At 67.0% G+C, this 24,505-nt stretch carries 24 protein-coding genes; 11 read left to right on the forward strand and 13 right to left on the reverse strand.

Annotated features, from left to right (window positions below):
- Window positions 1–34 precede the first annotated feature (34 nt).
- The 9 genes from lexA to AC3A6J_RS07580 all read left to right on the forward strand — a co-directional run bounded on the left by lexA (window position 35) and on the right by AC3A6J_RS07580 (window position 9,179).
- Window positions 35–718, forward strand: coding sequence for a transcriptional repressor LexA (lexA, locus tag AC3A6J_RS07540; protein ID WP_487859283.1), 684 nt, complete (start codon window positions 35–37; stop codon window positions 716–718).
- A 144-nt stretch (window positions 719–862) separates the two neighbouring features.
- Complete coding sequence (locus AC3A6J_RS07545; RefSeq protein WP_487859284.1) at window positions 863–1,234, forward strand: hypothetical protein; 372 nt, start codon at window positions 863–865, stop codon at window positions 1,232–1,234.
- Window positions 1,235–1,326: 92 nt separating this feature from the next.
- Window positions 1,327–2,334 carry a D-2-hydroxyacid dehydrogenase family protein gene (locus AC3A6J_RS07550; protein ID WP_487859285.1) on the forward strand — a complete coding sequence of 336 codons (1,008 nt, stop codon included), beginning with the start codon at window positions 1,327–1,329 and terminating at the stop codon, window positions 2,332–2,334.
- 16 nt (window positions 2,335–2,350) lie between these two features.
- Entirely contained in the window at window positions 2,351–3,508 is a 1,158-nt protein-coding gene (locus AC3A6J_RS07555) for an MFS transporter (protein ID WP_487859286.1), read from the forward strand.
- A 130-nt stretch (window positions 3,509–3,638) separates the two neighbouring features.
- Complete coding sequence (locus AC3A6J_RS07560) at window positions 3,639–5,159, forward strand: 3-hydroxyacyl-CoA dehydrogenase (RefSeq protein WP_487859287.1); 1,521 nt, start codon at window positions 3,639–3,641, stop codon at window positions 5,157–5,159.
- Between the two features lie 48 nt (window positions 5,160–5,207).
- Window positions 5,208–5,987, forward strand: a complete 780-nt coding sequence (locus AC3A6J_RS07565) for an oxepin-CoA hydrolase, alternative type (RefSeq protein ID WP_487859288.1) — start codon at window positions 5,208–5,210, stop codon at window positions 5,985–5,987.
- Window positions 5,988–6,044: 57 nt separating this feature from the next.
- Complete coding sequence (locus tag AC3A6J_RS07570) at window positions 6,045–6,764, forward strand: Crp/Fnr family transcriptional regulator (RefSeq protein ID WP_487859289.1); 720 nt, start codon at window positions 6,045–6,047, stop codon at window positions 6,762–6,764.
- Between the two features lies 1 nt (window position 6,765).
- Complete coding sequence (locus tag AC3A6J_RS07575) at window positions 6,766–7,872, forward strand: phosphotransferase (RefSeq protein WP_487859290.1); 1,107 nt, start codon at window positions 6,766–6,768, stop codon at window positions 7,870–7,872.
- Between the two features lie 35 nt (window positions 7,873–7,907).
- Window positions 7,908–9,179: an acyl-CoA dehydrogenase family protein gene (locus AC3A6J_RS07580; RefSeq protein WP_487859291.1), complete on the forward strand. Its 1,272-nt coding sequence runs from the start codon at window positions 7,908–7,910 to the stop codon at window positions 9,177–9,179.
- Between the two features lie 88 nt (window positions 9,180–9,267).
- Here AC3A6J_RS07580 and AC3A6J_RS07585 read toward each other — a convergent pair whose 3' ends face one another.
- The 6 genes from AC3A6J_RS07585 to AC3A6J_RS07610 form a co-directional block, all read right to left on the reverse strand.
- Window positions 9,268–9,747 carry a GNAT family N-acetyltransferase gene (locus AC3A6J_RS07585; RefSeq protein WP_487859292.1) on the reverse strand — a complete coding sequence of 160 codons (480 nt, stop codon included), beginning with the start codon at window positions 9,745–9,747 and terminating at the stop codon, window positions 9,268–9,270.
- Window positions 9,744–10,298 carry an MOSC domain-containing protein gene (locus AC3A6J_RS07590; RefSeq protein ID WP_487859293.1) on the reverse strand — a complete coding sequence of 185 codons (555 nt, stop codon included), beginning with the start codon at window positions 10,296–10,298 and terminating at the stop codon, window positions 9,744–9,746. The genes AC3A6J_RS07585 and AC3A6J_RS07590 overlap by 4 nt, the downstream gene beginning before the upstream one ends.
- A complete protein-coding gene (gene glmM / locus AC3A6J_RS07595; RefSeq protein ID WP_487859294.1) occupies window positions 10,295–11,632 on the reverse strand; it encodes a phosphoglucosamine mutase in 1,338 nt (445 codons plus the stop codon). The genes AC3A6J_RS07590 and glmM overlap by 4 nt, the downstream gene beginning before the upstream one ends.
- Window positions 11,633–11,668: 36 nt before the next feature.
- On the reverse strand, window positions 11,669–12,541 hold the full coding sequence (gene folP, locus AC3A6J_RS07600) for a dihydropteroate synthase (protein WP_487859295.1): 873 nt from the start codon (window positions 12,539–12,541) through the stop codon (window positions 11,669–11,671).
- Between the two features lie 72 nt (window positions 12,542–12,613).
- A complete protein-coding gene (gene ftsH / locus AC3A6J_RS07605; protein WP_487859296.1) occupies window positions 12,614–14,530 on the reverse strand; it encodes an ATP-dependent zinc metalloprotease FtsH in 1,917 nt (638 codons plus the stop codon).
- Between the two features lie 189 nt (window positions 14,531–14,719).
- Window positions 14,720–15,388: an RlmE family RNA methyltransferase gene (locus AC3A6J_RS07610; protein WP_487859297.1), complete on the reverse strand. Its 669-nt coding sequence runs from the start codon at window positions 15,386–15,388 to the stop codon at window positions 14,720–14,722.
- Window positions 15,389–15,475: 87 nt separating this feature from the next.
- On the opposite strand from AC3A6J_RS07610, the gene AC3A6J_RS07615 reads away from it, so the two are divergent.
- Window positions 15,476–15,955: a YhbY family RNA-binding protein gene (locus AC3A6J_RS07615; RefSeq protein WP_487859298.1), complete on the forward strand. Its 480-nt coding sequence runs from the start codon at window positions 15,476–15,478 to the stop codon at window positions 15,953–15,955.
- Between the two features lie 2 nt (window positions 15,956–15,957).
- The gene (locus AC3A6J_RS07620) at window positions 15,958–16,716 is read left to right on the forward strand and encodes a glycosyltransferase (RefSeq protein ID WP_487859299.1); all 759 of its coding nucleotides are present in this window, start codon (window positions 15,958–15,960) and stop codon (window positions 16,714–16,716) included.
- A gap of 19 nt (window positions 16,717–16,735) precedes the next feature.
- Here AC3A6J_RS07620 and AC3A6J_RS07625 read toward each other — a convergent pair whose 3' ends face one another.
- From AC3A6J_RS07625 to AC3A6J_RS07655, 7 genes are all read right to left on the reverse strand, one after another.
- Window positions 16,736–17,155, reverse strand: coding sequence for a DUF4149 domain-containing protein (locus tag AC3A6J_RS07625; protein WP_487859300.1), 420 nt, complete (start codon window positions 17,153–17,155; stop codon window positions 16,736–16,738).
- An 8-nt stretch (window positions 17,156–17,163) separates the two neighbouring features.
- Entirely contained in the window at window positions 17,164–17,640 is a 477-nt protein-coding gene (gene greA / locus AC3A6J_RS07630; protein ID WP_487859301.1) for a transcription elongation factor GreA, read from the reverse strand.
- Window positions 17,641–17,703: 63 nt separating this feature from the next.
- Window positions 17,704–18,573, reverse strand: a complete 870-nt coding sequence (kdoO, locus tag AC3A6J_RS07635) for a Kdo hydroxylase KdoO (RefSeq protein WP_487859302.1) — start codon at window positions 18,571–18,573, stop codon at window positions 17,704–17,706.
- An 8-nt stretch (window positions 18,574–18,581) separates the two neighbouring features.
- Entirely contained in the window at window positions 18,582–21,833 is a 3,252-nt protein-coding gene (carB, locus tag AC3A6J_RS07640; RefSeq protein ID WP_487859303.1) for a carbamoyl-phosphate synthase large subunit, read from the reverse strand.
- 2 nt (window positions 21,834–21,835) lie between these two features.
- The gene (locus AC3A6J_RS07645) at window positions 21,836–22,378 is read right to left on the reverse strand and encodes an ORF6N domain-containing protein (RefSeq protein WP_487859304.1); all 543 of its coding nucleotides are present in this window, start codon (window positions 22,376–22,378) and stop codon (window positions 21,836–21,838) included.
- Window positions 22,379–22,388: 10 nt separating this feature from the next.
- Complete coding sequence (carA, locus tag AC3A6J_RS07650; RefSeq protein WP_487859305.1) at window positions 22,389–23,576, reverse strand: glutamine-hydrolyzing carbamoyl-phosphate synthase small subunit; 1,188 nt, start codon at window positions 23,574–23,576, stop codon at window positions 22,389–22,391.
- A gap of 142 nt (window positions 23,577–23,718) precedes the next feature.
- Window positions 23,719–24,501, reverse strand: a complete 783-nt coding sequence (locus AC3A6J_RS07655; protein ID WP_487859306.1) for a TrmH family RNA methyltransferase — start codon at window positions 24,499–24,501, stop codon at window positions 23,719–23,721.
- Window positions 24,502–24,505 lie beyond the last annotated feature (4 nt).

Here is a 24,505-nt window from a genome sequence, read left to right on the forward strand (position 1 = left end):
ACTGGATATCTAGCCAGTGCCGCAAGGAACCACTATGCAGTTTGCCGTGAAGCTTACCGCCCGCCAGCAACAGATCCTGGACTTGATCCAGAGCGCCATCGCACGCACTGGCGCGCCACCCACGCGCGCCGAGATCGCCAACGAACTCGGCTTCAAATCCGCGAACGCGGCCGAGGAGCATCTGCAGGCGCTGGCCCGCAAGGGCGTGATCGAACTCGTCAGCGGCACCTCGCGCGGCATCCGGCTCAAGGGCGACGCGCTGCGCTCGCTCAACGAGACCCGGCACCGCGAAGGCGGGCAGTTCTCGCTCTCGCTGCCCGGCATGGCGCAGCTCGCGCTGCCGCTCATCGGCCGCGTGGCCGCGGGCTCGCCGATCCTCGCGCAGGAGCACGTCGACCAGACCTACTACGTCGAAAACACCCTGTTCCAGCAGCAGCCCGACTACCTGCTCAAGGTGCGCGGCATGTCGATGCGCGACGCCGGCATCATGGACGGCGACCTGCTCGCGGTGCAAGCCACCAAGGAAGCCCGCAACGGCCAGATCGTGGTGGCCCGCCTCGGCGACGAAGTCACTGTCAAGCGCCTCAAGCGCAACAAGCAGGTGATCGAGCTGCACGCTGAAAACCCCGACTATCCGACCATCGTGGTCCAGCCCGGCGAGCCGTTCGAGATCGAGGGCCTTGCCGTGGGCCTGATCCGCAACACCATGCTGATGTAGCCGCCAAACCGGCTGCTGACAACCGAAACCATCCATCCAGCCGCAACAGGTGGCGGGCGTATGGCGCAACTGGCGCCATCACCCTGTTGCGTCCGGCGAAAGCAATCCTGCCTGTGTTCAACCTCAAACCTTCTTGGAGTTCACATGGGAATCGCCCTTCTCGCTATCGTTGACCTTTGGATGCCGCTGCAGTCGCTGGCCAGCCGGTTGCTGCCCGCGCGCAGTGCCCGCCACCGCGATGGCCGTGCTGCGTCCGCAGGCTTGCATGGCGGCCTCGTCGTTCGCCCTGCCTGCGCGGCCCGGCCCCATGCCCAGGCGGCACCCAAGGCCGCTGCCGCGCCTGCACGGCCGCTGCGCGTGATCCGCGTGGTCGATCACCAGGGCGAAAAACGCAGCACCAACCGGATGGTGATTTCGGGGCGTATGGCCGATGTCTGCGCCGAGCTCGACCGGCTCGCCGCGCTCGAGGCCATGGAAGCCGTGAGTGCCGCACCGCGGTCCGCGCACCTGCACTGAGCCCGTGCACGCCCCGGTGACTTTCCCCGGGGCCGGGTATCCAAACGTTCAGGCGCGCGCCGTGCCAGTGCTGCGAGGCACAATTGCACGCCATGAATATTGTGATCCTCGACGATTACCAGGACGCCGTGCGCAAGCTGCGCTGCGCCGCCAAGCTCGACGCCTACGCCGCCAAGGTCTACACCAACACCGTGAAAGGCATCGGCCAGCTCTCGGTGCGCCTGAAAGACGCCGACGTGATCGTGCTGATCCGGGAGCGCACCCACATCTCGCGGCAGCTGATCGAGAAGCTGCCCCGGCTCAAACTCATTTCCCAGACCGGCCGCGTCGGCGGCCACATCGACGTCGCGGCCTGCACCGAGCGCGGCGTGGCTGTGGCCGAGGGCAGCGGCTCGCCGCAGGCGCCCGCCGAACTCACCTGGGCGCTGATCATGGCGGCCATGCGCCGGCTGCCGCAGTACATCAGCAACCTCAAGCACGGCGCGTGGCAGCAGTCGGGTCTCAAGTCGGCGTCGATGCCGCCCAACTTCGGGCTCGGCTCGGTGCTCAAGGGCAAGACGCTCTGCATCTGGGGCTATGGTCGCATCGGCCAACTGGTGGCGCGCTACGGCCAGGCGTTCGGCATGCAGGTCGTGATCTGGGGCCGCGAGGCGAGCTGCGCCAAGGCGCGTTCCGACGGCTTCCAGGTGGCGCAGAACCGCCAGGAGTTCTTTGCCGCGGCCGACGTGCTGTCGGTGCACCTGCGGCTCAACGAAGAGACCGTGGGCCTCGTCACGCTCGAGGACCTCTCGCGCATGAAGCCGACAGCGCTCTTCGTCAACACCTCGCGGGCCGAACTGGTCGAGGCCGATGCGCTGCTCGCCGCCTTGAACCGCGGCCGGCCGGGCCTCGCGGCGATCGACGTGTTCGAGAGCGAACCGCCGTTGCAGGGCCACGCACTGCTGCGCCTCGAAAACTGCATCTGCACACCGCACATCGGCTATGTCGAGCAGGAAAGCTACGAGAGCTATTTCGGGCAGGCCTTCGACAACGTCGTGAGCTTCATCAAGGGCAACCCCACCAACATCGTGAATCCCGGCGCCCTGCAGGTCCGCCGGTGAGTCCGGAGACGGCTCCGTGAGCCGGTCGGCGTCCCGGGGTGCGCTCTGGGCGCTGCTGGCCGGCAACTTCGTGATTGGCACGGGCGTGATGGTGGTGCCCGGCACGCTCAACGAGATCAGCGCATCGCTCGCGGTCTCCGTCGCGACGGCAGGGCAGCTCATCACGGTCGCGGCCATCGTGATGTGCATCGGCGCGCCGCTGCTGGCGGCCGCGGTCGCGGGCTGGGACCGCCGCCAGCTGCTCGCGCTTTCGCTCCTCTGGTACGCGGCATGGCACGCCATTGCGGCCGCGATGCCCAGCTTCGGCGCCCTGCTGCCGGTGCGCATGCTCACGGTGATCGCGCCAGCGGTCTTCACGCCGCAAGCCGCCGCCTGTGCCGGCTTGCTGGTGGCACCGGAACAGCGCGGGCGTGCGGTGACCTTCGTCTTTCTCGGTTGGTCGCTGGCCTCGGTGCTGGGCCTCCCGATCGGTGCGCTGATCGGGGGGCACTTTGGATGGCGCATGGCTTTCGTGGCCATCGCGGTGCTGAGCGTCGCGAGCGCAGCCTGGGTCTGGCTGACGCTGCCGCAGGGGATCCATCCCGCAGCACTGTCCAAGGCCGCATGGTCGCGCGTGCTGCGCAGCCCGGTGCTGATGGGCATCGTCGCGGTCACGGCGCTGCAGGGTGCCGGCCAGTTCGTCCTGTCCAGCTACTTCGGCCCGGTCCTTAAGCAGGACTTCGGCGCAGACCCCACCACGTTGAGCCTGGTGTGGGGCCTGTTCGGCGTTTTCGGCGTGCTGGGCAACATGGTCGTGAGCCGCTTCATCGACCGCGTCGGTGCAGGCCGCATGGTGCTGTTGACGAGTTCGCTGATCGCGCTGAGTCTGTTCCTCTGGCCCTGGGCGCCCACCCTGCCCTGGCTGGCCGCGGTGATCGTGCCCTGGGGGCTCGGATGCTTCGCCACCAATTCGGCGCAGCAGGCTCGGCTGGTGAGCCTGGCGCCAGCGCTCGCGCCCGGCTCGGTGGCGCTGAACAGCTCGGGCATCTACACGGGCCAGGCCGTCGGTGCCGCGCTCGGCGGATGGCTGCTGGCCAACGACGCATCGGCATGGATGAACTGGGTCGGCCTTGCGCTGCTGCTGGTCGCCATCGGCGCGAGCGTGGCCATCGACCGCAGCGGCCGGGCGGCCTGACGCGCCTGCTGCGAGAAACCCGCAGCGCCCGTTCCGGCCATGGCGGCAAAATCGCAGTCTGCTCGAAACACCGCGGTCGGGGCAGCCGCCCGCCGGCCCGAATTTCTCAACCAGTGAAAATCCTTCTCCAATGACAGTCAACTACACCCGGATCGGCGTCGTCGGCGCCGGCGCAATGGGGCGGGGCATCGCCCAGATCGCCGCCCAGGCCGGCAGCGAGGTACTGCTGCTCGACAGTTTCGCGGGCGCCGCGGAGCGCGGGCGCGAAGCCCTTGCGGCCCAATGGAACAAGCTGCACGAGAAAGGCAGGATCGACGTGCCGACGCGCGACGCGCAGCTTGCGCGCGTCAAGGCGGTCGATTCGATCGCCGCCCTGGCCGGCTGCGACCTCGTGATCGAAGCGGTGGTCGAAGACCTCGAAGTCAAGCGCAAGCTGTTCCGCGAACTCGAGGCGATCGTCACGCCTGCGGCCACGCTCGCCACCAATACCTCGTCGCTCTCGGTCACGGCGATCGCCGCCGGGCTCGCGCATCCCGAGCGGATGGCGGGCTTCCATTTCTTCAACCCCGTGCCGCTGATGAAGGTGGTCGAGGTCGTGGCCGGCTTCCGCACATCACCCGACACCTGCAAGCGGCTGGCGGGCTACGCCGCACAGATGGGCCACAGCGCCGTGCAGGCACAGGACACGCCCGGCTTCATCGTCAACCACGCCGGCCGCGGCTACGGCACCGAGGCGCTGCGCATCGTCGGCGAAGGCGTGGCCGACTTCGCCACGGTCGACCGCATCCTCAAGGACCAGGCGGGCTTCCGCCTCGGCCCCTTTGAGCTGATGGACTTGACCGCGCTCGACGTGTCGCACCCGGTGATGGAGTCGATCTACCACCAGTACTACGAGGAGCCGCGCTTCCGGCCCAGCGTGATCACCGCGCAGCGCCTCGCGGCCGGCGTGCTCGGGCGCAAGACCGGCGAGGGCTTCTATCGCTACGCCGACGGGGCCCAGCAGCAGGACGCCGAACCACTGCCGCCGAGCGTGGGCACCTTGCCTTCGGTCTGGGTCTCGCCGCGTGCCGCACGCCGTGCCGAACTGCTGCGCCTGATCAACACGCTGGGCGCGCAGATCGACAGCGGCGCCACGGCGGCACCGGGCTCGCTGATCCTCGTGGCGCCGCTCGGCTTCGACGTGACCACGATCGCCGCCGTCGAGCGCCTGGACGCCACGCGCACCGTCGGCATCGACATGCTGGTCGACGACGCCGCCACGCGACGCCGCGTGCTGGCCACCAACCCGGCCACGCGGCGCGACATGCGCGATGCAGCGCATGCGCTCTTCGCGCGCGACGGCAAGGCCGTCAGCGTGATCCGCGACAGCGGCGGCTTCGTCACCCAACGGGTGGTCGGCACCATCGTGAACATCGCCGCCGACATGTGCCAGCAGCGCGTGTGTTCGCCGGCCGATCTCGAAACCGCGGTCCAGCTCGGCCTCGGCTACCCGCGCGGACCGCTCGCCATGGGCAACCTGCACGGGCCGACCAACATGCTCGAAGTGTTGTTCAACCTGCAGACCGTCTATGGCGACCCGCGCTACCGCCCGAGCCCGTGGCTGCGCCGCCGTGGTGCACTCGGCCTGAGCCTGCTGCACGAAGAAGAGTAAGAGTAGTCAGCCGCCGAACCGACCATCCTCCACGAAAGCACCGCCGCCATGCCCGCCGAACTGAAAAGCACCAGCGAGGGACGCACCATGGTGCTGACCATCGCCAACCCGACCCAGCGCAATGCACTGGCCCCCGAGATCTACGCCGCCGGCGTCGAGGCGCTCAACGGCGCGGAGAGCAGCGACGAGGTCCGCAGCGTGGTGCTCGTGGGCCAGGGCGCTTGGTTTTGCGCCGGCGGCTCGCTGCAGCGCCTGGCCGACAACCGCCAGCGCGATCCCTTGGTGCAGGCCGAAAGCGTCGAGGGCCTGCACAACTGGATCGACTCGATCCGCGCCTTTCCCAAGCCGATCATTGCGGCCGTCGAAGGTGCGGCGGCAGGTGCAGGCTTCTCGCTGGCGCTGGCCTGCGATTTCATCGTGGCCGCGCGCGATGCGGTCTTCGCATCGTCGTACAGCAACCTGGCGCTGTCTCCCGTGGCGGGCCTGAGCTGGGAGCTGGCGCAAGCCCTGCCGCGCCAGCTTGCCAGCGAATGGCTGATGTGCGGCGAACGCATCGCCGCGCCGCGGCTGCATGCGCTCGGCCTCGTCAACGAACTGAGCGAGAACGGCCAGGCGCTTGCCGGCGCGCTGGCGCTGGCGGCGCGGCTCAACGCGCACGCACCGAATGCGCTGGCGAGCATCAAGGAACTGCTCAGCGAGGCGCGGGGCGCCAGCTTCGCGTCGCAGCTCTCGCAGGAGCGCGACCACTTCGTGCGCAACCTCCATCATCCGAATGCCGGCATCGGCATTGCCGCCTTCCTCGAGAAGAAGCCTCCGCAGTACGGATAAGCGCGCCGTCGCTCCCGTGACACCTTCCAGCCTTTCAGTCGCCGACAGGACAGACCAATGGACGACCCCATTCTTACCATCGAAGAACGTGAAGCGATCAACAGTGGTCGCTGGTTTTCTTCTCTCTCACCATCGCTACGGCACGACATTCTTCGATGCGCTTTCGTCAAACGCTTCAAGGACGGCGACCTGATCGCTGCCCGCGGCGACCCGCCCGATCACTGGATCGCCTGTGCCAAGGGTGCCGTGCGCGTCAGCTCGACGGCGGTCTCGGGCAAGCAGGTGACGCTGACCTACGTCGAGCCGGGCATCTGGTTCGGCGACGTGGCGATGTTCGATGGGGACCGGCGCACGCACGACGCCTATGCGCATGGCGACAGCACGGTGCTGTGCGTGGCGCGCGCCGATTTCCAGAAGATCCTCGCGACCCACGTCGAGCTGTACGAGGCGCTGATGCGGCTGCAGGCGCGCCGCATCCGCACGCTGTTCGGGCTGGTGGAAGACCTCAACACCCTGCCCTTGCGCGCGCGGCTCGCGAAGCAGCTGATCCATCTGGTGCGCAGCTACGGCGTGCCGAACCTCGACGACGGCAGCCAGACGCGCATTGGCCTGCACCTGGCACAGGAAGAGCTCGCGCAGCTGCTCGGCGCCTCGCGCCAGCGCGTCAACCAGGAACTCAAGACCATGGAGCGCGAGGGCACGATCCGGATCGAGCCAGGCGGCCTCGTGGTGCTGGACCGCGCAGCCTTGATGCGCATCTCGGAAGCAGATCATTGACATGAGCCAGGATTTCTCCAGTTTCATCGGCACCCGCGCGGTCTCGGCGCAGCATGCCTTCGACGTCGAGGTCCTTGCGGCCTGGCTCGCAGTGCACCTCGAGGGCTTCGAGGGGCCGCTCACGGTCGAGATGTTCAAGGGTGGGCAATCCAACCCGACCTACAAGCTCGTCACGCCGAAGCGCAGCTACGTCATGCGCGCCAAGCCCGGTCCCGTCGCCAAGCTGCTGCCTTCGGCGCATGCGGTGGAGCGCGAATTCAAGGTCATGAGCGGCCTGGCCGGCACCGACGTGCCCGTGCCGCGCATGCACTGCCTGTGCGAAGACGAAGCCATCATCGGCCGCGCCTTCTACGTGATGGAATTCATGCAGGGCCGCGTGCTCTGGGACCAGTCGCTTCCCGGCATGGACAACGCCGGACGCGCGGCGATCTACGACGAGATGAACCGCGTGATCGCGGCGCTGCACACGGTGAAGTTCGCCGAGCGCGGACTCGCCGACTACGGCAAGCCCGGCAACTACTTCGAACGCCAGATCGGCCGCTGGAGCAAGCAGTACAAGGCTTCGGCAGACGGTGCCGGCGAACTCTCGCGGCCCATCGAGGCCATGGAGCGGCTCATCGACTGGCTGCCTGCGCACATGCCGGCGAGCGCGCGCGACGAAAGCAAGATCTCGATCGTCCATGGCGACTACCGCCTCGACAACGTGATGTTCCACCCCACCGAGCCGCGGATCATCGCGGTGCTCGACTGGGAGCTCTCGACGCTGGGCCATCCGCTGGCCGACTTCAGCTACCACTGCATGTCGTGGCACATGCCGCCCACCACCGGCCGCGGCATCGGCGGCGTGGACGTGGCCGCGCTCGGCATTCCCACCGAGAGCGAATACATCCGCCGCTACTGCGAGCGCACGCGCATCGGCACGCCCGAAGCGCTGGCGCCCGACTGGAACTTCTACCTGGCCTACAACCTGTTCCGCATGGCTGCGATCCTGCAAGGCATTGCCAAACGGGTCGAGGCCGGCACCGCATCGAGCGAGCAAGCCGTGGCATCGGCCCGCGGCGCTCGTCCCATGGCCGAAATGGCCTGGCAGTTTGCCCAAAAGGCCTAGCTGTCCCACATCACCCATCACCCAAGGAGACAGAGATGGACTTCGAATACTCGGCCAAAACCAAAGAACTGCAGAAACGCGTCAGCGCGTTCATGGACGACTACATCTTTCCGGCCGAAGCCGAGTACGCGGCCGAGCTGGCCGCGAACACGGCGGCCGGCAAGCGCTGGACGGCACTCAACACCGTTGAGAAGCTCAAGGACAAGGCCAAGGCCCAGGGCCTGTGGAACCTCTTCCTGCCGGTCGACAGCGCCGCAGCCTCGGGCTACGAAGGCGCGGGGCTCACGAACCAGGAATACGCGCCGCTGGCCGAGCTGATGGGCCGCGTGCAATGGGCATCGGAAGTCTTCAACTGCTCGGCGCCCGACACCGGCAACATGGAGACGATCGCCCGCTACGGCTCCGACGCCATCAAGGCGCGTTGGCTCAAGCCGCTGCTCGAGGGCCAGATCCGCTCGGCCTTCGCGATGACCGAGCCCGAAGTCGCTTCCAGCGACGCCACCAACATCTCGACGCGCATCGAGCGACAGGGCAACGAGTACGTGATCAACGGCCACAAGTGGTGGATCTCGGGCGCGGCCGATCCGCGCTGCGCGGTCTTCATCACCATGGGCAAGAGCGATCCCGACGCGCCGCGGCATTCGCAGCAGAGCATGGTCATCGTGCCGGCCGACACGAAGGGCATCCGCATCGTGCGTCCGCTCAACGTGATGGGCTATGACGACGCACCGCACGGCCACGTCGAGATGTACTTCGAGAACGTGCGAGTGCCCGTCGACAACATCCTGCTGGGCGAAGGCCGCGGCTTCGAGATCGCACAGGGACGCCTCGGCCCCGGACGCATCCACCACTGCATGCGCCTGATCGGCCTGGCCGAACGCGCGCTCGAGCTGATGTGCAAGCGCGCCTCCTCACGCGTGGCCTTCGGCAAGACCGTCGCCTCGCAGACCGTGACGCAGGAGCGCATCGCCGAAGCACGCTGCAAGATCGACATGGCTCGCCTGCTGACGCTGAAGGCCGCCTGGCTCATGGACGTGGCCGGCAACAAGGTCGCGAAGAACGAGATCGCGATGATCAAGGTGGTGGCGCCGAGCATGGCCTGCCAGGTGATCGACTGGGCCATGCAGGTGCACGGCGGCGGCGGCATGTGCGACGACTTCCCGCTCGCCTACGCCTATGCCGGCGCACGCACGCTGCGCTTTGCCGACGGTCCCGACGAAGTGCACCGCAATGCGATCGCGAAGTGGGAACTGGGCAAGTACTCGGCAGCCAAGACCGAAGCCGAGGCGCCCGTCACGCGCTTCTGATCTTCTGCTTCTGCATGCCACCCGCTCCTTCCGGGAGCGGGTGGCCGAGGGCCGACGGCGATCCATTCGCCCCGGCCCTTTTCTTTGTTCAGAGTTTCTTCTGCAGGAAGACCGCTTGGCCGAACGCCGGGTCGAGCTGATAGCCGGCGAACTCCTCGCGCGCGTACGCGCGCAGAGCCGGCGCATTGCCCGACAGCACTTCGAGCGTGAGCTTGCAGGCGCCGCGCTTGCGCGCCTCATCCTCGACCCTCGCGAACATCTGCTGCGCGACGCGCCGGCCGCGGTGGCTCGCCAGCACGACCACGTCATGCACATTGACCAGCGGCCGGCACGCGAAGGTCGAGAAACCTTCGATGCAGTTGACGAGCCCGACCGGCGTGGCGCCGTCGAAGGCCAGCACGCTGAAAGCCTGTGGGCGCGCAGCCAGGGCGGCCGGCAAGCCCTGCTTCACCTCTTCTGTCAGCGGCGTGCCGCCACCTGCCGCATCGCGTGCATAGGCATCCAGCAAGTCGACCAGCGCGCTGGCGTGCGCGCTCGTGCGGTAGTCCGCCAGAAGAATCTCGATCACACGGGCTCCAGCCGCCGCGGTTCGCCCGCCGGCAGTTCGATGCGGATGGCGTCTGCGGCTCGTACCTCTCCGCCCGAGACGACGATGGACATCACGCCGGCCTTGCGCACCAGCGTGCCGTCTGCGTCGCGCGCCAGCGTGGCCGCCATCAGACCTTTCTGAAAGCGGTCGATCTGGCTGCAGGGATTGCGCAGGCCGGTGAGTTCGACGATCGCTTCGGCGCCGAGGCGCAAGCGCGTGCCCGTGGGCAGTGCCAGCAGATCGATGCCACGTGTCGTGATGTTCTCGCCCAGGTCGCCGGGGAACACCGCGAAGCCCGCGTCGACCAACTCGTCGAAGAGTTCGGCATGCAGCAAATGCACCTGGCGAAGGTTGGGCGCACTGGCGTCGCGCGCGACGCGCGAGCGATGCTGCACGGTGCGGCCCGCGTGGGTGTCGCCCCCCACGCCGAGGCCGGCGAGCAGCCGCACCGACGGTTCGGCGAATTTCGAGAAGCCGTGCACGTCGCTGGCGTGCACCGCCAGCACCTGTGGCGTCGCTGGCGCACTCAAGCCGCCGGCTCCAGCGTGGCGGCGAGCTGTTTCGCGCACGATTCGGCCTGCTTCGCATCGCGCGCCTCGACCATCACACGCACCAGCGGTTCAGTGCCGCTCGCGCGGATCAGCACACGGCCGCTGTCGCCGAGCTCGGCTTCGATGCGCACGGTCTCGCTGCGCAAGGCCGCGTTGTTCGTCCAGTCCTGCCCCGGCGCCAAGCGGACGTTGATCAGCGTCTGCGGGAACAGCGTGACGCCCTCAAGCAACTGGGCCACCGTTTTGCCGCTGCGCACGCAGGCCTGCAATACCTGCAGCGCGCTCACGATGCCGTCGCCCGTGGTGTGGCGGTCGAGCGCCAGCAGATGGCCCGAGCCCTCGCCACCGAGCAGCCAGCCGCGCTGCTCGAGTTCCTCGAGCACATAGCGGTCGCCCACCTTGGCACGCACGAACTCGACGCCCTGCCCGCGCAGCGCGACTTCAACGGCCTTGTTGGTCATGAGGGTGCCCACCACGCCCACCGGCTTGTCGCCGCGTGCAATGCGCTCGGCAACCATGAGGTAGAGCAGTTCGTCGCCGTTGAACAGGCGCCCGCTTGCATCGACGAGTTGCAGCCGGTCGGCGTCGCCGTCGAGCGCGATGCCGTAGTCGGCCTGCTGCGCCGTCACCGCCGCCACGAGCGCGGCGGGATGCGTCGCACCCACACCTTCGTTGATGTTGAGGCCATCGGGCGCGCAGCCGATGCTCGCGACCTCGGCGCCGAGTTCGTGGAACACGTTCGGCGCCACCTGGTAGGCCGCGCCATGCGCGGCATCGACCACGAGCTTCATGCCGCGCAGCGTGAGGTCGCTCGCGAAGGTGCTCTTGCAGAACTCGATGTAGCGCCCGGCCGCATCGTCGAGGCGGCGCGCCTTGCCGAGATCGGCGGAAGTGACCCATGTCGGTGCTTCCTCGAGCGCCGCTTCCACGGCCAGTTCCCACGCGTCGTCGAGCTTGGTGCCCTGCGCGCTGAAGAACTTGATGCCGTTGTCGGGAAACGCGTTGTGGCTCGCGCTGATCACCACGCCGAGGCTCGCGCGCTGCGTACGCGTGAGGTAGGCGACGCCGGGCGTGGGAAGCGGCCCGAGCAGCACCACGTCGACGCCCGCCGAGTTGAAGCCCGATTCGAGCGCGGATTCGAGCATGTAGCCCGAGATGCGCGTGTCCTTGCCGATCAGCACCGTGGGGCGCGCCTCGGTCTTCTTGAGCACGCGGCCCACGGCATGTGCGAGGCGCAGCACGAAATCGGGCGTGATGGGCGATTGGCCGACCGTGCCGCGGATGCCGTCGGTGCCGAAATATTTGCGGGTCATGGAACGCTTCTTGTTGTGGAATTTGTTGATCGAAGACTACCTAACTAGCGGGGCCGGTGTTTCGGCCTTCATGGCGCGCCACACGGCGAGCGCCGTCACGGTATCGCGCACGTCGTGCACGCGCACGACGGCGGCACCGCGGTCGACCGCGAGCACGGCCGCCGCCACGCTCGGCACAAGGCGCTCGGCCGCGACAGGAATGCCGCTGACGGAGCCGATCGACGACTTGCGCGACCAGCCTAGCAGCAGCGGATGCCCCGCTGCCTGGAGTTCGCGCTGCCGCGCCAGCAACGAGAAGTTCTGGGCCACGGTCTTGCCGAAGCCGATGCCCGGGTCGAGCGTGATGCGCGCAGGCGCGATACCGAGCACCCGCAGCAACGCCAGCTGCGCCCGCCAGAACGACAGCACCTCGGGAACGACGTCGCCCTGCATGGGCGCGGCCTGCATCGTCTGCGGATCGCGGTGCATGTGCATCAGGCAGATGCCGCACGAAGGATGCGCAGCGACCGCTTCGCGCGCACCGGGCTGCCGCAGCGCCCACACGTCGTTGACGATGTCGGCGCCCAGGTCGAGCACGGCGCGCATGACCTCGGGCTTGTAGGTGTCGACGGAAAGCGGCACCTGGAGCCGCACGGCCTCGCGCACGACTGGCAGCACCCGCGCCAGTTCGGCCTCGAGCGGCACGGCCGGGCTGCCGGGACGGGTGGATTCGCCGCCGATGTCGAGGATGTCGGCCCCTTCCTTCAGCAGCTGCTCGCAATGCCGCAGCGCGGCTTCGGTGGAGGCGTGGGCGCCACCGTCGGAAAAGGAATCAGGCGTGACGTTGACGATGCCCATCACGCGCGGCTGCGCGAGATCGATCGAGAAGCGGCTGGTCTGCCAGGCCGTCGGCGCCATCGGGGTTGTCATGCGGCGCCTTCTTCATCCGGATCATCGAAAACGGGGCCCACGGCCCCGTTGCTGTCGGATTCCGGAGGCACCTCAGGCGGCGCTCGGCGCGGGATCCGGGTTGACCGCTGGCGTTCCGCCGCTGCCGTCGCTGCCCGAGGGCGGAACGCGTGGCGTCCAGTCCTTGGGCGGGCGCGGTGCGCGGCCGGCCATGATGTCGTCGAGCTGCTCGGTGTCGATGGTTTCCCACTCGAGCAGCGCCTTGGCCATGGCGTGCATCTTGTCGCTGTTCTCTTCGATGAGGCCGCGCGCCAGGGCGTACTGCTCGTCGATGATGCGACGCACTTCGCCGTCGACCTTTTCCATGGTCTGCTCGCTCATGTTGGTGGTCTTGGTCACCGAGCGGCCGAGGAACACTTCGCCTTCGTTCTCGGCGTAGACCATCGGGCCCAACGCGTCGGACATGCCGTAGCGCGTGACCATGTCGCGGGCGATGGAGGTCGCGCGCTCGAAGTCGTTGCTGGCGCCCGTGGTCATCTGGTGCATGAACACTTCTTCGGCGATGCGGCCGCCGAACAGCATGCTGATCTGGTTCAGCATGTATTCGCGGTCGTAGCTGTAGCGGTCTTGCGCCGGCAGGCTCATGGTCACGCCGAGCGCCCGGCCGCGCGGAATGATGGTGACCTTGTGCACCGGATCGCACTTGGGCAGCAGCTTGCCGATGAGCGCGTGGCCCGACTCGTGGTAGGCCGTATTGCGGCGCTCTTCCTCGGGCATGACCATGCTCTTGCGCTCGGGGCCCATGAAGATCTTGTCCTTGGCCTTCTCGAAGTCCTGCATCTCGACGACGCGCGCATTGCGGCGCGCAGCCATGAGCGCCGCTTCGTTGCAGAGGTTGGCCAGGTCGGCGCCCGACATGCCCGGCGTGCCGCGCGCGATCACGCTCGGGTTCACGTCCTGACCCAGCGGCACCTTGCGCATGTGCACGCCGAGGATCTGCTCGCGGCCGCGGATGTCGGGCAGCGTAACGTACACCTGGCGGTCGAAGCGGCCGGGGCGCAGCAGTGCGGCGTCCAGGATGTCGGGGCGGTTGGTGGCCGCGACCACGATCACGCCGAGGTTGGTCTCGAAACCGTCCATCTCGACCAGCATCTGGTTCAGCGTCTGCTCGCGCTCGTCGTTGCCGCCACCGAGGCCGGCGCCGCGCTGGCGGCCCACTGCATCGATTTCGTCGATGAAGATGATGCAGGGTGCGTTCTTCTTGGCGTTCTCGAACATGTCGCGCACGCGGGCCGCGCCGACGCCGACGAACATCTCGACGAAGTCGGAACCCGAGATCGAGAAGAACGGCACCTTGGCTTCGCCAGCGATCGACTTGGCCAGCAGGGTCTTGCCGGTGCCCGGGGGGCCGACCAGCAGCAAGCCACGCGGAATGCGACCGCCGAGCTTCTGGAAGCGCTGCGGGTCCTTCAGGAAGTCGACGACCTCACGGACCTCTTCCTTGGCCTCGTCGCAGCCTGCGACATCGGCGAAGGTGACCGTGTTGTTGTTCTCGTCCATCATGCGGGCCTTGCTCTTGCCGAAGCTGAATGCCCCGCCCTTGCCGCCGCCCTGCATCTGCCGCATGAAGTAGATCCAGACGCCGATCAAGAGCAGCATCGGGCCCCAGCTCACGAGCAGCGTCATGAGCAGCGACCCTTCTTCGCGCGGCTTGACGTCGAACTTGACGTTGTGGTCGATCAGGTCGCCGACCAGGCCGCGGTCGAGGACCGTAGCGACGGTGCGGATCTTGCGGTCGTCGTTGGTGACGGCGACGATTTCGCCGCCGCTCGCGCCCTCAGGGATAACGGCGCTCTTGATCTGATTGTTCCGGACCTGGTCCAGGAACTCCGAATAGCTCACCATTCCCGAGCCGACGCCGCCACGGGTGTCGAACTGCTTGAACACAGTGAACAACACCATGGCAATGACGAGCCAGACGGCAACTTTGGAAAACCACTGATTGTTCAAACGAAGCTCCAGTCAAAAGCGCGTGACAAGATTGTGAAAGGACGCGCTACGGATACGCAATTGCGCTCCATTTTAGGCTTTTCAAGCTGCGAAAAAGCGGCATTTCCCTAAAGCAGCCATAGCCCCGCAAGGGTTGACCGGTAGGAATTGCCCGTATTGCACCGAAATCGGGCCCGCAGCCTCAAGGTATCAAAGCGTTTCCTGCCCCTTGAGACCCATGCCGACCAGAAAGGTTTCGGCAGATTTGTCGCGCGAGGCCTTCGGCTTGAACGGCTTCACAGTCCGGAAATTGGCCTTGAACAGCTTCACGAGTTCGTCGTAGCCGCTGCCGTGGAACAGCTTGGCGACCAGGGCTCCCTCGGGCCTCAGGTGGTGCTGGGCGAAGTCGATGGCCAGCTCGATCAGGTGCGCCACGCGCGCCGCGTCCGCCGAGTGGATGCCCGAGAGGTTGGGCGCCATGTCCGAGACCACCAGATCGGCCTTGCGGCCCGCCAGCACCGTCTGCACCTGCGCCAGCAGGTCGGCCTCGCGGAAGTCGCCCTGCAGGAAGGTCACACCCTCGATCGGATCCATCGGCAGCATGTCCAACGAGATGATGGTGCCGTTGAGCTCGCCCGCGGCGGCGCCCCCGGGCGACATGCGGCGGCGCAGGTACTGGCTCCAGGCGCCGGGCGTGGAGCCGAGGTCGACCACCAAGTGCCCCGGCTTCACGAGGCCGAACGCCTCGTCGATCTCCTTGAGCTTGTAGGCGGCGCGCGCTCGGTAGCCCTCCCGCGTGGCGAGCTTCACGTAGGGGTCGTTGATATGGTCGTGCAGCCACGCCTTGTTGACTTTTTTGCTTTTGGGCTTGGTGCTCATTGGATAGCCTTCGCATTCGCTGCGGTATTCGCCTTGGGGCGGCCCGGCGGCTCATGAATGCATTCGAGAACGTCCGATAATACGGGGATGCCCGCCATTCAACTTACCCCTGCCGAGCGCAAGGTGCACCGCGCCGAAGCTCACCACCTGGATCCGATCGTCATGGTCGGTGGAGACGGGCTGACCCCTGCCGTGAAGAAAGAGGCCGACGCGGCGCTCAAGGCGCACGGCCTGATCAAGATCCGCGTGTTCTCCGACGACCGCCTCGCGCGCGATGCGATGCTGCAAGAGCTGGCCGAAGAGCTCAACGCCGCGCCGATCCAGCACATCGGCAAGCTGCTGGTGCTGTGGCGCCCGAAGCCCGAGAAAGAGCGCGTGGTCGACGAAGACCGCATGCCCGGCCCGCGTGATGTGAAGATCGTCAAGTACAGCAAGCGCGCCGGCCAGCGTCCCGAGATCAAGACCCTGCGGGTGCTCGGCAACCAGCGTCTCACCCCCGGCGGCACCATCAAGCGTGCCAAGGCGAAGCGCCCGTTGTCGGCCAAGAAGCGCAACCAGGCAGACTGAGCTTGGCGCCGGCGAAAGGCGCCGAGCGCCATATCCTCTGCATGAAGTGGGGCACGAAGTACGGCCCCGAGTACGTCAACCGGCTCTACGCGATGGTGCGCCGCCACCTCAGCGGCGATTTCAAGTTCGTGTGCCTGACCGACGATGGCGCCGGCGTCCGGCCCGAGGTCGCCTGCCTGCCGATCCCGCCGCTCAACCTGCACCTGGCGCCCGGCCAGCGCGACGGCGCCTGGAAGAAGCTCACGACCTTCGAGCGCGATCTGCACGGGCTGCGCGGCACCGCCCTCTTCCTCGACCTCGACGTGGTCGTCGTGGGCAGCCTCGACGCCTTCTTCGAGCAGCCGGGCGAATTCCTCATCATCCACGACTACGCTCGGCCCTGGCGGCGCCAGCGCATCACCGGCAATTCGTCGGTCTACCGCTTCGAGCTCGGTGCCCATGCCGACGTGCTGGCGCATTTTCGCGACAACATGGACCAGGTTCAGGCCGAGTACCGCAACGAGCAGACCTATCTTTCGGCCATGATGCACAAGCGGGGCAAGTTGGCCTACTGGCCCGCGGCCTGGTGCCCGAGCTTCAAGTACCACGGCATCCCGACCTGGCCGACCAATTACTGGGAAGCGCCCTTCGTGCCCGAAGGCGCACGGATCATGGTGTTCCACGGCGAATGCAATCCTCCCGATGCGCTTGCCGGCCGGCGCAACCGGGCCTTCCGCTACATCCGGCCCGCGACCTGGGTCGCGAAGTTCTGGAAAGAGTGACTGACGGGTCGGCGGCGGCTCAGGCCGCGGCCGGACGGGCGCTCATGCGCCACAGCAGCGCTCCCGCGCACAGCCACTGCACGAGGTACATGCCGCTTCCCACGGCATGCCACAGCTTCAGGTTGTCGCGCGCCAGGATCCGCGGCGCCACGGCGTACTGCTGCAGCAGCGCAAGCAGGAGCGCCGCAAGGATCAGGAAGATCGCGCCCATCGAGGCCGCATCGATGCGGTCGTCCATCTGGGTCCTGAAATGAACCAGCAGCAACAGCCCGCAGCCGATCGCGATCCAGCTCTGGGCCTCGAACAGCTGGCCTGCGAAGTTGCCGGCCACGGCCGGGTTGCCGAGCTTCGCAAAGAGCATCGGCACCACGAGAAAGCCGATGGTCGTGAGGCTGCCCCACCAGAAAGCGGCCAGCAGCAGGGCAAGACGCGCCTTCATGCGTGCGATCAGAGGTAGCGCACCGCCACGATCTCGTAGCGCTTGAGGCCGCCGGGCGTCTGCACCTCGGCCGTGTCGCCCTCTTCCTTGCCGATCAGCGCGCGGGCGATCGGGCTCGACACATTGATCAGGCCCTGCTTCAGGTCGGCCTCGTCCTCGCCGACGATCTGGTACTGGACGGCGTCGCCGCTGTCCTCTTCCTCGAGGTCGACGGTCGAGCCGAACACGACCTTGCCGCCGGCATCGAGTTCGGACGGATCGATGACCTGCGCGGCCGAGAGCTTGCCTTCGATCTCGATGATGCGGCCCTCGATAAAGCCCTGGCGGTCCTTGGCGGCTTCGTACTCGGCGTTCTCGCTGATGTCGCCCTGGGCCCGCGCCTCGGCGATGGCGCCGATGATCGCGGGACGGTCCTGCGACTTGAGCCTGCGCAGCTCTTCACGCAGCTTCTCCGCGCCGCGCTTGGTGATGGGGATGGTCGCCATATCTAGTTCTCCATAAAGCGAAACCGCCGAACGCTGCCGTTCGGCGGTCGATGGGGACGTCTCTCAAACGAGCGGACGTCCGGTCAGCCGGCTCAGGATGGCGAGCGGGCTCGAATCGGGATTGTATTGCTTTGACGCGGGCAGATGAAGGGTCTGCTCGAGCATGTACTGCCCCGCCATGACCGCGTGCGAGGTCTGGTCCGAAAAGCAGACCCAGACCGAACCGGGCGGAAACTTCGCGGTTTCCTGCGGCGAATCCGCCTGGTAGGCCATGTCCGACTTCATGCCGTCGTGCAGCTGCAGCATCAAATGGTCGTATTCGCTGCGAAAGGACTTGGTCACATGCAGCGCCTGCAGCAGCCTGGCTTGCCAGCGCGCGTAGGGCTTGGCGCGCGGCAGGAAGCGCTTCGCGACATCCTCGAACGGCTCGCCGACGCGCCACACGCGCGGCGCGCCTTCGGGATTGACGTTGGTGAACACGCGCAGGATGCGCTCGCCGTAGTTGGGCCGCGAGGGAAACGCGTCTACATGCAGCCGCCGGTCGTCGGCGCGCCACGATTGCACGCGCGTCTCGACCTGCGCGGGCCGGTAGCTCGTGGGCGCGAGGCGCAGCGCCGGTGTGTAGTGCGGCAGCAGCCCATGGATGAGTTGCGTGGCCTGTGCGCGGAACCGCCCCACCATCGTCGCGGTGGCGCGCTGTACCGGCGCGTCGCCGACGGCGCCCTTGAGCTGGCCCTCGGCATCGAGGCTGATGTTGCGCACGCCGGGCGCGAGCAGCCCCGGCGTCAGCAACGCCCGCTCTTCGGGCAGCAGCTCGAAGCCCAGCCGCGGAAAGTACAGGACCTTGCCCGCCTCCAGTTCCGCGATCCACGCCTCGTTGGGCGTGGCCGCATCCCAGAGCGCGAGGTCGAGTTCGACGAGCTGCGTCTGCATGGCCAGGCTCAGGCGGCCGCGGCGAGCTGCGCGTGCATCTCCTGCACCGAAATCACGCCGAGTTCGTCCATGAAGCCCATTCCCTCGACGGCCGCTTCGGCGCCGAAGATCGTGGTGAACGTGGTCACGCGCGCGAGCAGTGCCGAGGTGCGGATCTGGCGCGAGTCGGTTATCGCATTGCGGCGCTCCTCGACCGTGTTGATGACCAGCGCGATCTCGTTGTTCTTGATCATGTCCACGATGTGCGGACGGCCTTCGGTCACCTTGTTCACCGTGTCGCAGGCGATGCCCGCGGCGGCGATCGCCGCGGCCGTGCCCTTGGTGGCGATCAGCTCGAAGCCGAGCTTGGCAAGGCCGCGTGCCACTTCGACCGCGCGCGCCTTGTCGTTGTTCTTCACCGAGATGAAGACCTTGCCCGACTTCGGCAGGTGCGTGCCGGCGCCGATCTGCGATTTCACGAAGGCTTCGCCGAAGGTCTTGCCCACGCCCATCACCTCGCCGGTCGACTTCATCTCGGGTCCGAGGATCGTGTCCACGCCCGGGAATTTGACGAACGGGAACACGGCTTCCTTGACGCTGAAGTACGGCGGCGTCACTTCCTTCGTGACCCCCTGCGACTTGAGCGATTGCCCGGCCATGCAGCGCGCCGCGACCTTGGCAAGCTGGATGCCCGTGGCCTTGCTCACGTAGGGCACCGTGCGCGACGCGCGCGGGTTCACTTCGAGCACGTAGATGACGTCCTTGCCGTCCTTCTGCTGGATCGCGAACTGCACGTTCATCAGCCCGACCACGTTGAGCGCGGCCGCCATGGCAGCGCTCTGGCGTTTCAGTTCGGCGATGGTCTCGGCGCTCAGGCTGTAGGGCGGCAGCGAACAGGCCGAGTCGCCCGAATGCACGCCGGCCTGCTCGATGTGCTCCATCACGCCGCCGATGAGGGTCTGGCCCTCGGCATCGCGCAGGCAGTCGACGTCGCATTCGACGGCATCGTTGAGGAAGCGGTCGAGCAACACGGGCGAATCGTTGCTGACCTTGACCGCCTCGCGCATGTAGCGCTCGAGGTCGCGCTGTTCGTGCACGATCTCCATTGCGCGGCCGCCAAGCACGTAGCTCGGACGCACCACCAGCGGGTAGCCCAGTTCGGCCGCCTTCTCGAGGGCTTCGGCCTCGGTGCGGGCGGTGGCGTTCGGCGGCTGCAGCAGCTTGAGCTCGTGCAGCAGCTTCTGGAAGCGCTCGCGGTCCTCGGCCGCGTCGATCATGTCGGGCGAGGTGCCGATGATCGGCACGCCATTCGCTTCGAGGTCGAGCGCGAGCTTGAGCGGCGTCTGGCCGCCGTACTGCACGATCACGCCGAGCGGCTTCTCCTTGTCGACGATCTCGAGCACATCTTCGAGGGTGAGCGGCTCGAAGTACAGGCGGTCGCTCGTGTCGTAGTCGGTCGACACGGTCTCGGGATTGCAGTTGACCATGATGGTCTCGTAGCCGTCCTCGCGCATCGCGAGCGCGGCATGCACGCAGCAGTAGTCGAACTCGATGCCCTGGCCGATGCGGTTCGGGCCGCCGCCGAGCACCATGATCTTCTTCCGGTCGGTCGGCTCGGCCTCGCACTCGTCCTCGTAGGTCGAGTACATGTAGGCCGTGTTGGTTGCGAACTCGGCCGCGCAGGTGTCCACGCGCTTGTAGACCGGGCGCACGCCCAGGGCGCGGCGCTTCTCGCGCACGGCCGTGTCGGTGGTCTTGAGCTGCCTGGCGAGGCGGCGGTCGGAGAAGCCCTTCTTCTTGAGCGCGAGCAGCGTGTCGCGGTCGATGTCGTCGAGCGACTTGGTCTCGAGCTCGAGTTCGATCTTCACGATCTCCTCGATCTGCACCAGGAACCACGGATCGATCTTGGTCAGCGCGAACACTTCGTCGACCGACAGGCCCATGGCGAAGGCGTCGCCCACGTACCAGATGCGCTCGGGGCCCGGCTCGCCGAGTTCCTTCTCGAGCACTTCGCGGTCCTGCGTCTTCTCGTTCAGGCCGTCGACGCCCACTTCGAGGCCGCGCAGCGCCTTCTGGAACGACTCCTGGAAGGTGCGGCCCATGGCCATCACCTCGCCGACCGACTTCATCTGCGTGGTGAGCCGCGAATCGGCCTGCGGGAACTTCTCGAAGGCGAAGCGCGGGATCTTGGTGACCACGTAGTCGATCGACGGTTCGAACGACGCCGGCGTGGCGCCGCCGGTGATCTCGTTGCGCAGCTCGTCGAGCGTGTAGCCCACAGCCAGCTTGGCCGCGACCTTGGCAATCGGGAAACCTGTGGCCTTGGAGGCCAGCGCCGAGGAGCGCGACACGCGGGGGTTCATCTCGATGACGACCATGCGGCCGTCCTTCGGGTTGATGGAGAACTGCACGTTGGAGCCGCCAGTGTCGACGCCGATCTCGCGCAGCACTGCCAGCGAGGCGTTGCGCAGGATCTGGTATTCCTTGTCGGACAGCGTTTGCGCGGGTGCCACCGTGATCGAGTCGCCGGTGTGCACGCCCATCGGGTCGAGGTTCTCGATCGAACAGACGATGATGCAGTTGTCGGCCTTGTCCCGCACGACCTCCATCTCGTACTCCTTCCAGCCGAGCAACGACTCCTCGATCAGCAGCTCGTTGGTGGGCGAGGCTTCGATGCCGCGCTTGCAGATGGTCTCGAACTCGTCGGGGTTGTAGGCGATGCCGCCGCCGGTGCCGCCGAGCGTGAAGCTGGGACGAATCACGGTCGGGAAGCCGAGCGTCTTCTGCACCGCCCAGGCCTCTTCCATCGTGTGCGCAATGCCCGAGCGCGCCGAACCGAGACCGATCTTGGTCATCGCGTCCTTGAACTTCAGGCGGTCCTCGGCCTTGTCGATGGCCTCGGGGGTCGCGCCGATCAGTTCGACGGGCTTGTTGGTGGCCGCCCCGGTGTACTTGTCGAGCACGCCGTGGCGCCAGAGGTCGAGCGCACAGTTGAGCGCGGTCTGGCCGCCCATGGTCGGCAGGATCGCGTCGGGACGCTCCTTGGCGATGATCTTCTCGACCGTCTGCCAGGTGATCGGCTCGATGTAGGTGACGTCGGCCGTGGCCGGGTCGGTCATGATCGTCGCGGGGTTGCTGTTGATCAGGATGACCTTGTAGCCCTCCTCGCGCAGCGCCTTGCAGGCCTGGACGCCGGAATAGTCGAACTCGCACGCCTGGCCGATGATGATCGGGCCGGCGCCGATGATGAGAATGGATTGGAGGTCTGAGCGCTTGGGCATCTTTAATTGTCCTTGGTGAATCCGATGCCGCGGCCGCCGTAGGCGCCGGGCTTCGGCTCATCCATCAGTTGGTGGATCGCGGTGAAGACATCGCGAAAGTTCTGGTCGTATTTCTGTTCCAGCGCTGTCAGCCTGCGCTTCAGGTCGGCATGCTCCGACAGCATGCTGCGCAGCTTGACGAAGGTGCGCATGATCTCGATGTTGACCGCCACGGCGCGTTGGCTGCGCAGCACGCTCGAGAGCATCGCCACGCCCTGCTCGGTGAAGGCGACGCTGCGGTAGCGCGCACCACCCGAACCCGGCCTGTCGGCCTTGTTTGAGATCACGATTTGTGATCTCAAACTCGCAAGGTCTTGATTCTCAAGGGAAAAAGCAAAATCCGCGGGAAAGCGGTCGAGGTTGCGGCGCATCGCCTGCAACAGCACCCGGGTCTCGACGCCGTAGAGCTCGGCCAGATCCTGCGCGAGCATGACCTTCAGGCCACGCAGCACATAGATCTTGTTCTCGGCTTCGCGCAATGCCGCGAGCACCGAGACGTCGAGCACCGCGGACGCATCAGCCACGTGCCTGCTCCTCCATGAGCGCGGTGAAGCGGTCGAACAGGTAGCCGATGTCGTGCGGGCCGGGCGAGGCCTCGGGGTGGCCCTGGAAGCAGAACGCCGGCTTGTCGGTGCGCGCAAGGCCCTGCAGCGTATTGTCGAACAGGCTGATGTGGGTGGCGCGCAGGTTGGCCGGCAGCGACTTCTCGTCGACCGCGAAACCGTGGTTCTGGCTCGTGATGCTCACGCGCCCGTTGTCGAGGTCCTTCACCGGATGGTTCGCGCCGTGGTGGCCGAACTTCATCTTGAAGGTCTTCGCGCCCGAGGCCAGCGCCATGATCTGGTGGCCCAGGCAGATGCCGAAGGTGGGGATGCCGGTCTCGATCAGCTCGCGGGTGGCCTCGATGGCGTAGTCGCAGGGCTCCGGGTCGCCGGGGCCGTTGGCCAGGAAGATGCCGTCGGGCTTGAGCTTGAGCACGTCGGCCGCGGGCGTCTGCGCCGGCACCACCGTGATGCGTGCGCCGCGCTGGGCGATCATGCGCAGGATGTTCTTCTTGACGCCGTAGTCGAAGGCCACCACGTGGAAACGCGGCGTGATCTGCACCCCATAGCCCGGCTTGCCGTTCGCGTTCGCGAGCTTCCACTCGGTTTCGGTCCATTCGTAGGTCTGCTGGACCGACACCACCTTGGCCAGGTCGAGGCCGGCCATGCTCGGCGCGGCCTTGGCGGCCGCGATGGCCTTGTCGATCAGCGCCTGCGTGACCGCCTCGCCTTCAGCCAGGCCCAGGATGCAGCCGTTCTGGGCGCCGTGGGTGCGCAGGTGGCGCGTCAGCTTGCGGGTGTCGATGTTGGCAATGGCGACCGTCTTGCCGGCCACCAGGTACTCGTTCAGCGTGGCCGTCTTGCGGAAGTTGGAGGCGACGAGGGGCAGGTCCTTGATGATCAGGCCCGCGGCATGGATCTTGTCGGCTTCGATGTCTTCCTCGTTGACGCCGTAGTTGCCGATGTGCGGATACGTGAGCGTCACGATCTGCTGGCAGTAGCTCGGGTCGGTGAGGATTTCCTGGTAACCGGTCATCGCGGTGTTGAACACCACTTCACCGGTCGTAGAGCCCGTGGCTCCGATCGAATTGCCTTGAAAGACCGTGCCGTCTGCGAGCGCCAGGATGGCGGGCGGGAAACTTCCCTTGAGAGACAAAAGCACTGGGTTCTCCGGATGGTTACGGTCGCCCGGAAGCCCCAGGCGCGTTGCCTGCGGACTGCTGCTTAAGGGGAAGATGGCGTTGAAGGCGGCCGGGCGACGCTGATTTGCGAGTAAGCCCCCGATTGTAGCCCGGACTGCGCTTCTAGCCCGCCTGAAGGGCACTGCTGGCGTGCAGGCAGATGGCGGCGGCGGCGGCCACGTTCAGCGATTCCTCGCCGCCCGGCTGGGCGATGCGAATGTGCCGGGCCGCGCGGGCCTCGAGCGCGAGCGAGACGCCCTGCCCTTCGTGCCCCATGAGCCACGCACACGGATGCGGCAGCCGGGCCTGGTGAAGCCATTCGCCGCGGTGCGAGCTGGTGGCCACCATCGGAATCGTCAAGGCCTCGAGCGCTTCAGGCTCTACCCCTTCGATCAATCGCAGGCCGAAATGCGCGCCCATGCCGGCGCGCAGCACCTTCGGCGCCCACAAGGCTGCGGTGCCCCTGAGCGCGATCACCTGGGTGAACCCGAAGGCGGCCGCGCTGCGCAGGATCGAGCCGGCATTGCCGGCATCCTGGAGCCGGTCGAGCACCACGCTCGGCGCACCGGGCACCAATTCGGGGCGCACCGGCAGATCCAGCACGAAGCCCATCGGCGCGGGCGATTCGAGCCCGCTCACGCCGCGCAGCAGGTCGTCGCCGACGACCACCGTCTTGATGGCACTGCTGCGCCATTCGGCCGGCGCTGCCGCCCAGAACGATTCGGAAAACACCGCCAGGGCTGGCTGCACCCCGCGCGCCAGCGCTGCCCGGCACAGGTGGTCGCCTTCGAGCCACACGCGCCCGAGCTTGCGGTAGGCGCCCGGGTCCTGCGCCAGCTTGCGCAGGTCCTTGAGCAGCGGGTTGTCTCGCGAGCTGATGTGGGTCGGGCCAGCGGGTTCGGTCATGGGC

The sequence above is a fragment of the Variovorax sp. Soil_C_39 genome (assembly GCF_057656815.1).

Coding starts and splice junctions, on each gene's coding strand:
- greA (WP_487859301.1), bottom strand. CDS start 17,640: ATGGCGACCATCCCCATCACCAAGCGCGGCGCGGAGAAGCTGCGTGAA.
- AC3A6J_RS07610 (WP_487859297.1), bottom strand. CDS start 15,388: ATGAGCACCAAGCCCAAAAGCAAAAAAGTCAACAAGGCGTGGCTGCAC.
- folP (WP_487859295.1), bottom strand. CDS start 12,541: ATGACAACCCCGATGGCGCCGACGGCCTGGCAGACCAGCCGCTTCTCG.
- glmM (WP_487859294.1), bottom strand. CDS start 11,632: ATGACCCGCAAATATTTCGGCACCGACGGCATCCGCGGCACGGTCGGC.
- AC3A6J_RS07615 (WP_487859298.1), top strand. CDS start 15,476: ATGCCCGCCATTCAACTTACCCCTGCCGAGCGCAAGGTGCACCGCGCC.
- AC3A6J_RS07560 (WP_487859287.1), top strand. CDS start 3,639: ATGACAGTCAACTACACCCGGATCGGCGTCGTCGGCGCCGGCGCAATG.
- AC3A6J_RS07545 (WP_487859284.1), top strand. CDS start 863: ATGGGAATCGCCCTTCTCGCTATCGTTGACCTTTGGATGCCGCTGCAG.
- AC3A6J_RS07580 (WP_487859291.1), top strand. CDS start 7,908: ATGGACTTCGAATACTCGGCCAAAACCAAAGAACTGCAGAAACGCGTC.
- carB (WP_487859303.1), bottom strand. CDS start 21,833: ATGCCCAAGCGCTCAGACCTCCAATCCATTCTCATCATCGGCGCCGGC.
- AC3A6J_RS07655 (WP_487859306.1), bottom strand. CDS start 24,501: ATGACCGAACCCGCTGGCCCGACCCACATCAGCTCGCGAGACAACCCG.
- AC3A6J_RS07550 (WP_487859285.1), top strand. CDS start 1,327: ATGAATATTGTGATCCTCGACGATTACCAGGACGCCGTGCGCAAGCTG.
- AC3A6J_RS07570 (WP_487859289.1), top strand. CDS start 6,045: ATGGACGACCCCATTCTTACCATCGAAGAACGTGAAGCGATCAACAGT.
- kdoO (WP_487859302.1), bottom strand. CDS start 18,573: ATGCAGACGCAGCTCGTCGAACTCGACCTCGCGCTCTGGGATGCGGCC.
- AC3A6J_RS07565 (WP_487859288.1), top strand. CDS start 5,208: ATGCCCGCCGAACTGAAAAGCACCAGCGAGGGACGCACCATGGTGCTG.
- AC3A6J_RS07575 (WP_487859290.1), top strand. CDS start 6,766: ATGAGCCAGGATTTCTCCAGTTTCATCGGCACCCGCGCGGTCTCGGCG.
- lexA (WP_487859283.1), top strand. CDS start 35: ATGCAGTTTGCCGTGAAGCTTACCGCCCGCCAGCAACAGATCCTGGAC.
- AC3A6J_RS07625 (WP_487859300.1), bottom strand. CDS start 17,155: ATGAAGGCGCGTCTTGCCCTGCTGCTGGCCGCTTTCTGGTGGGGCAGC.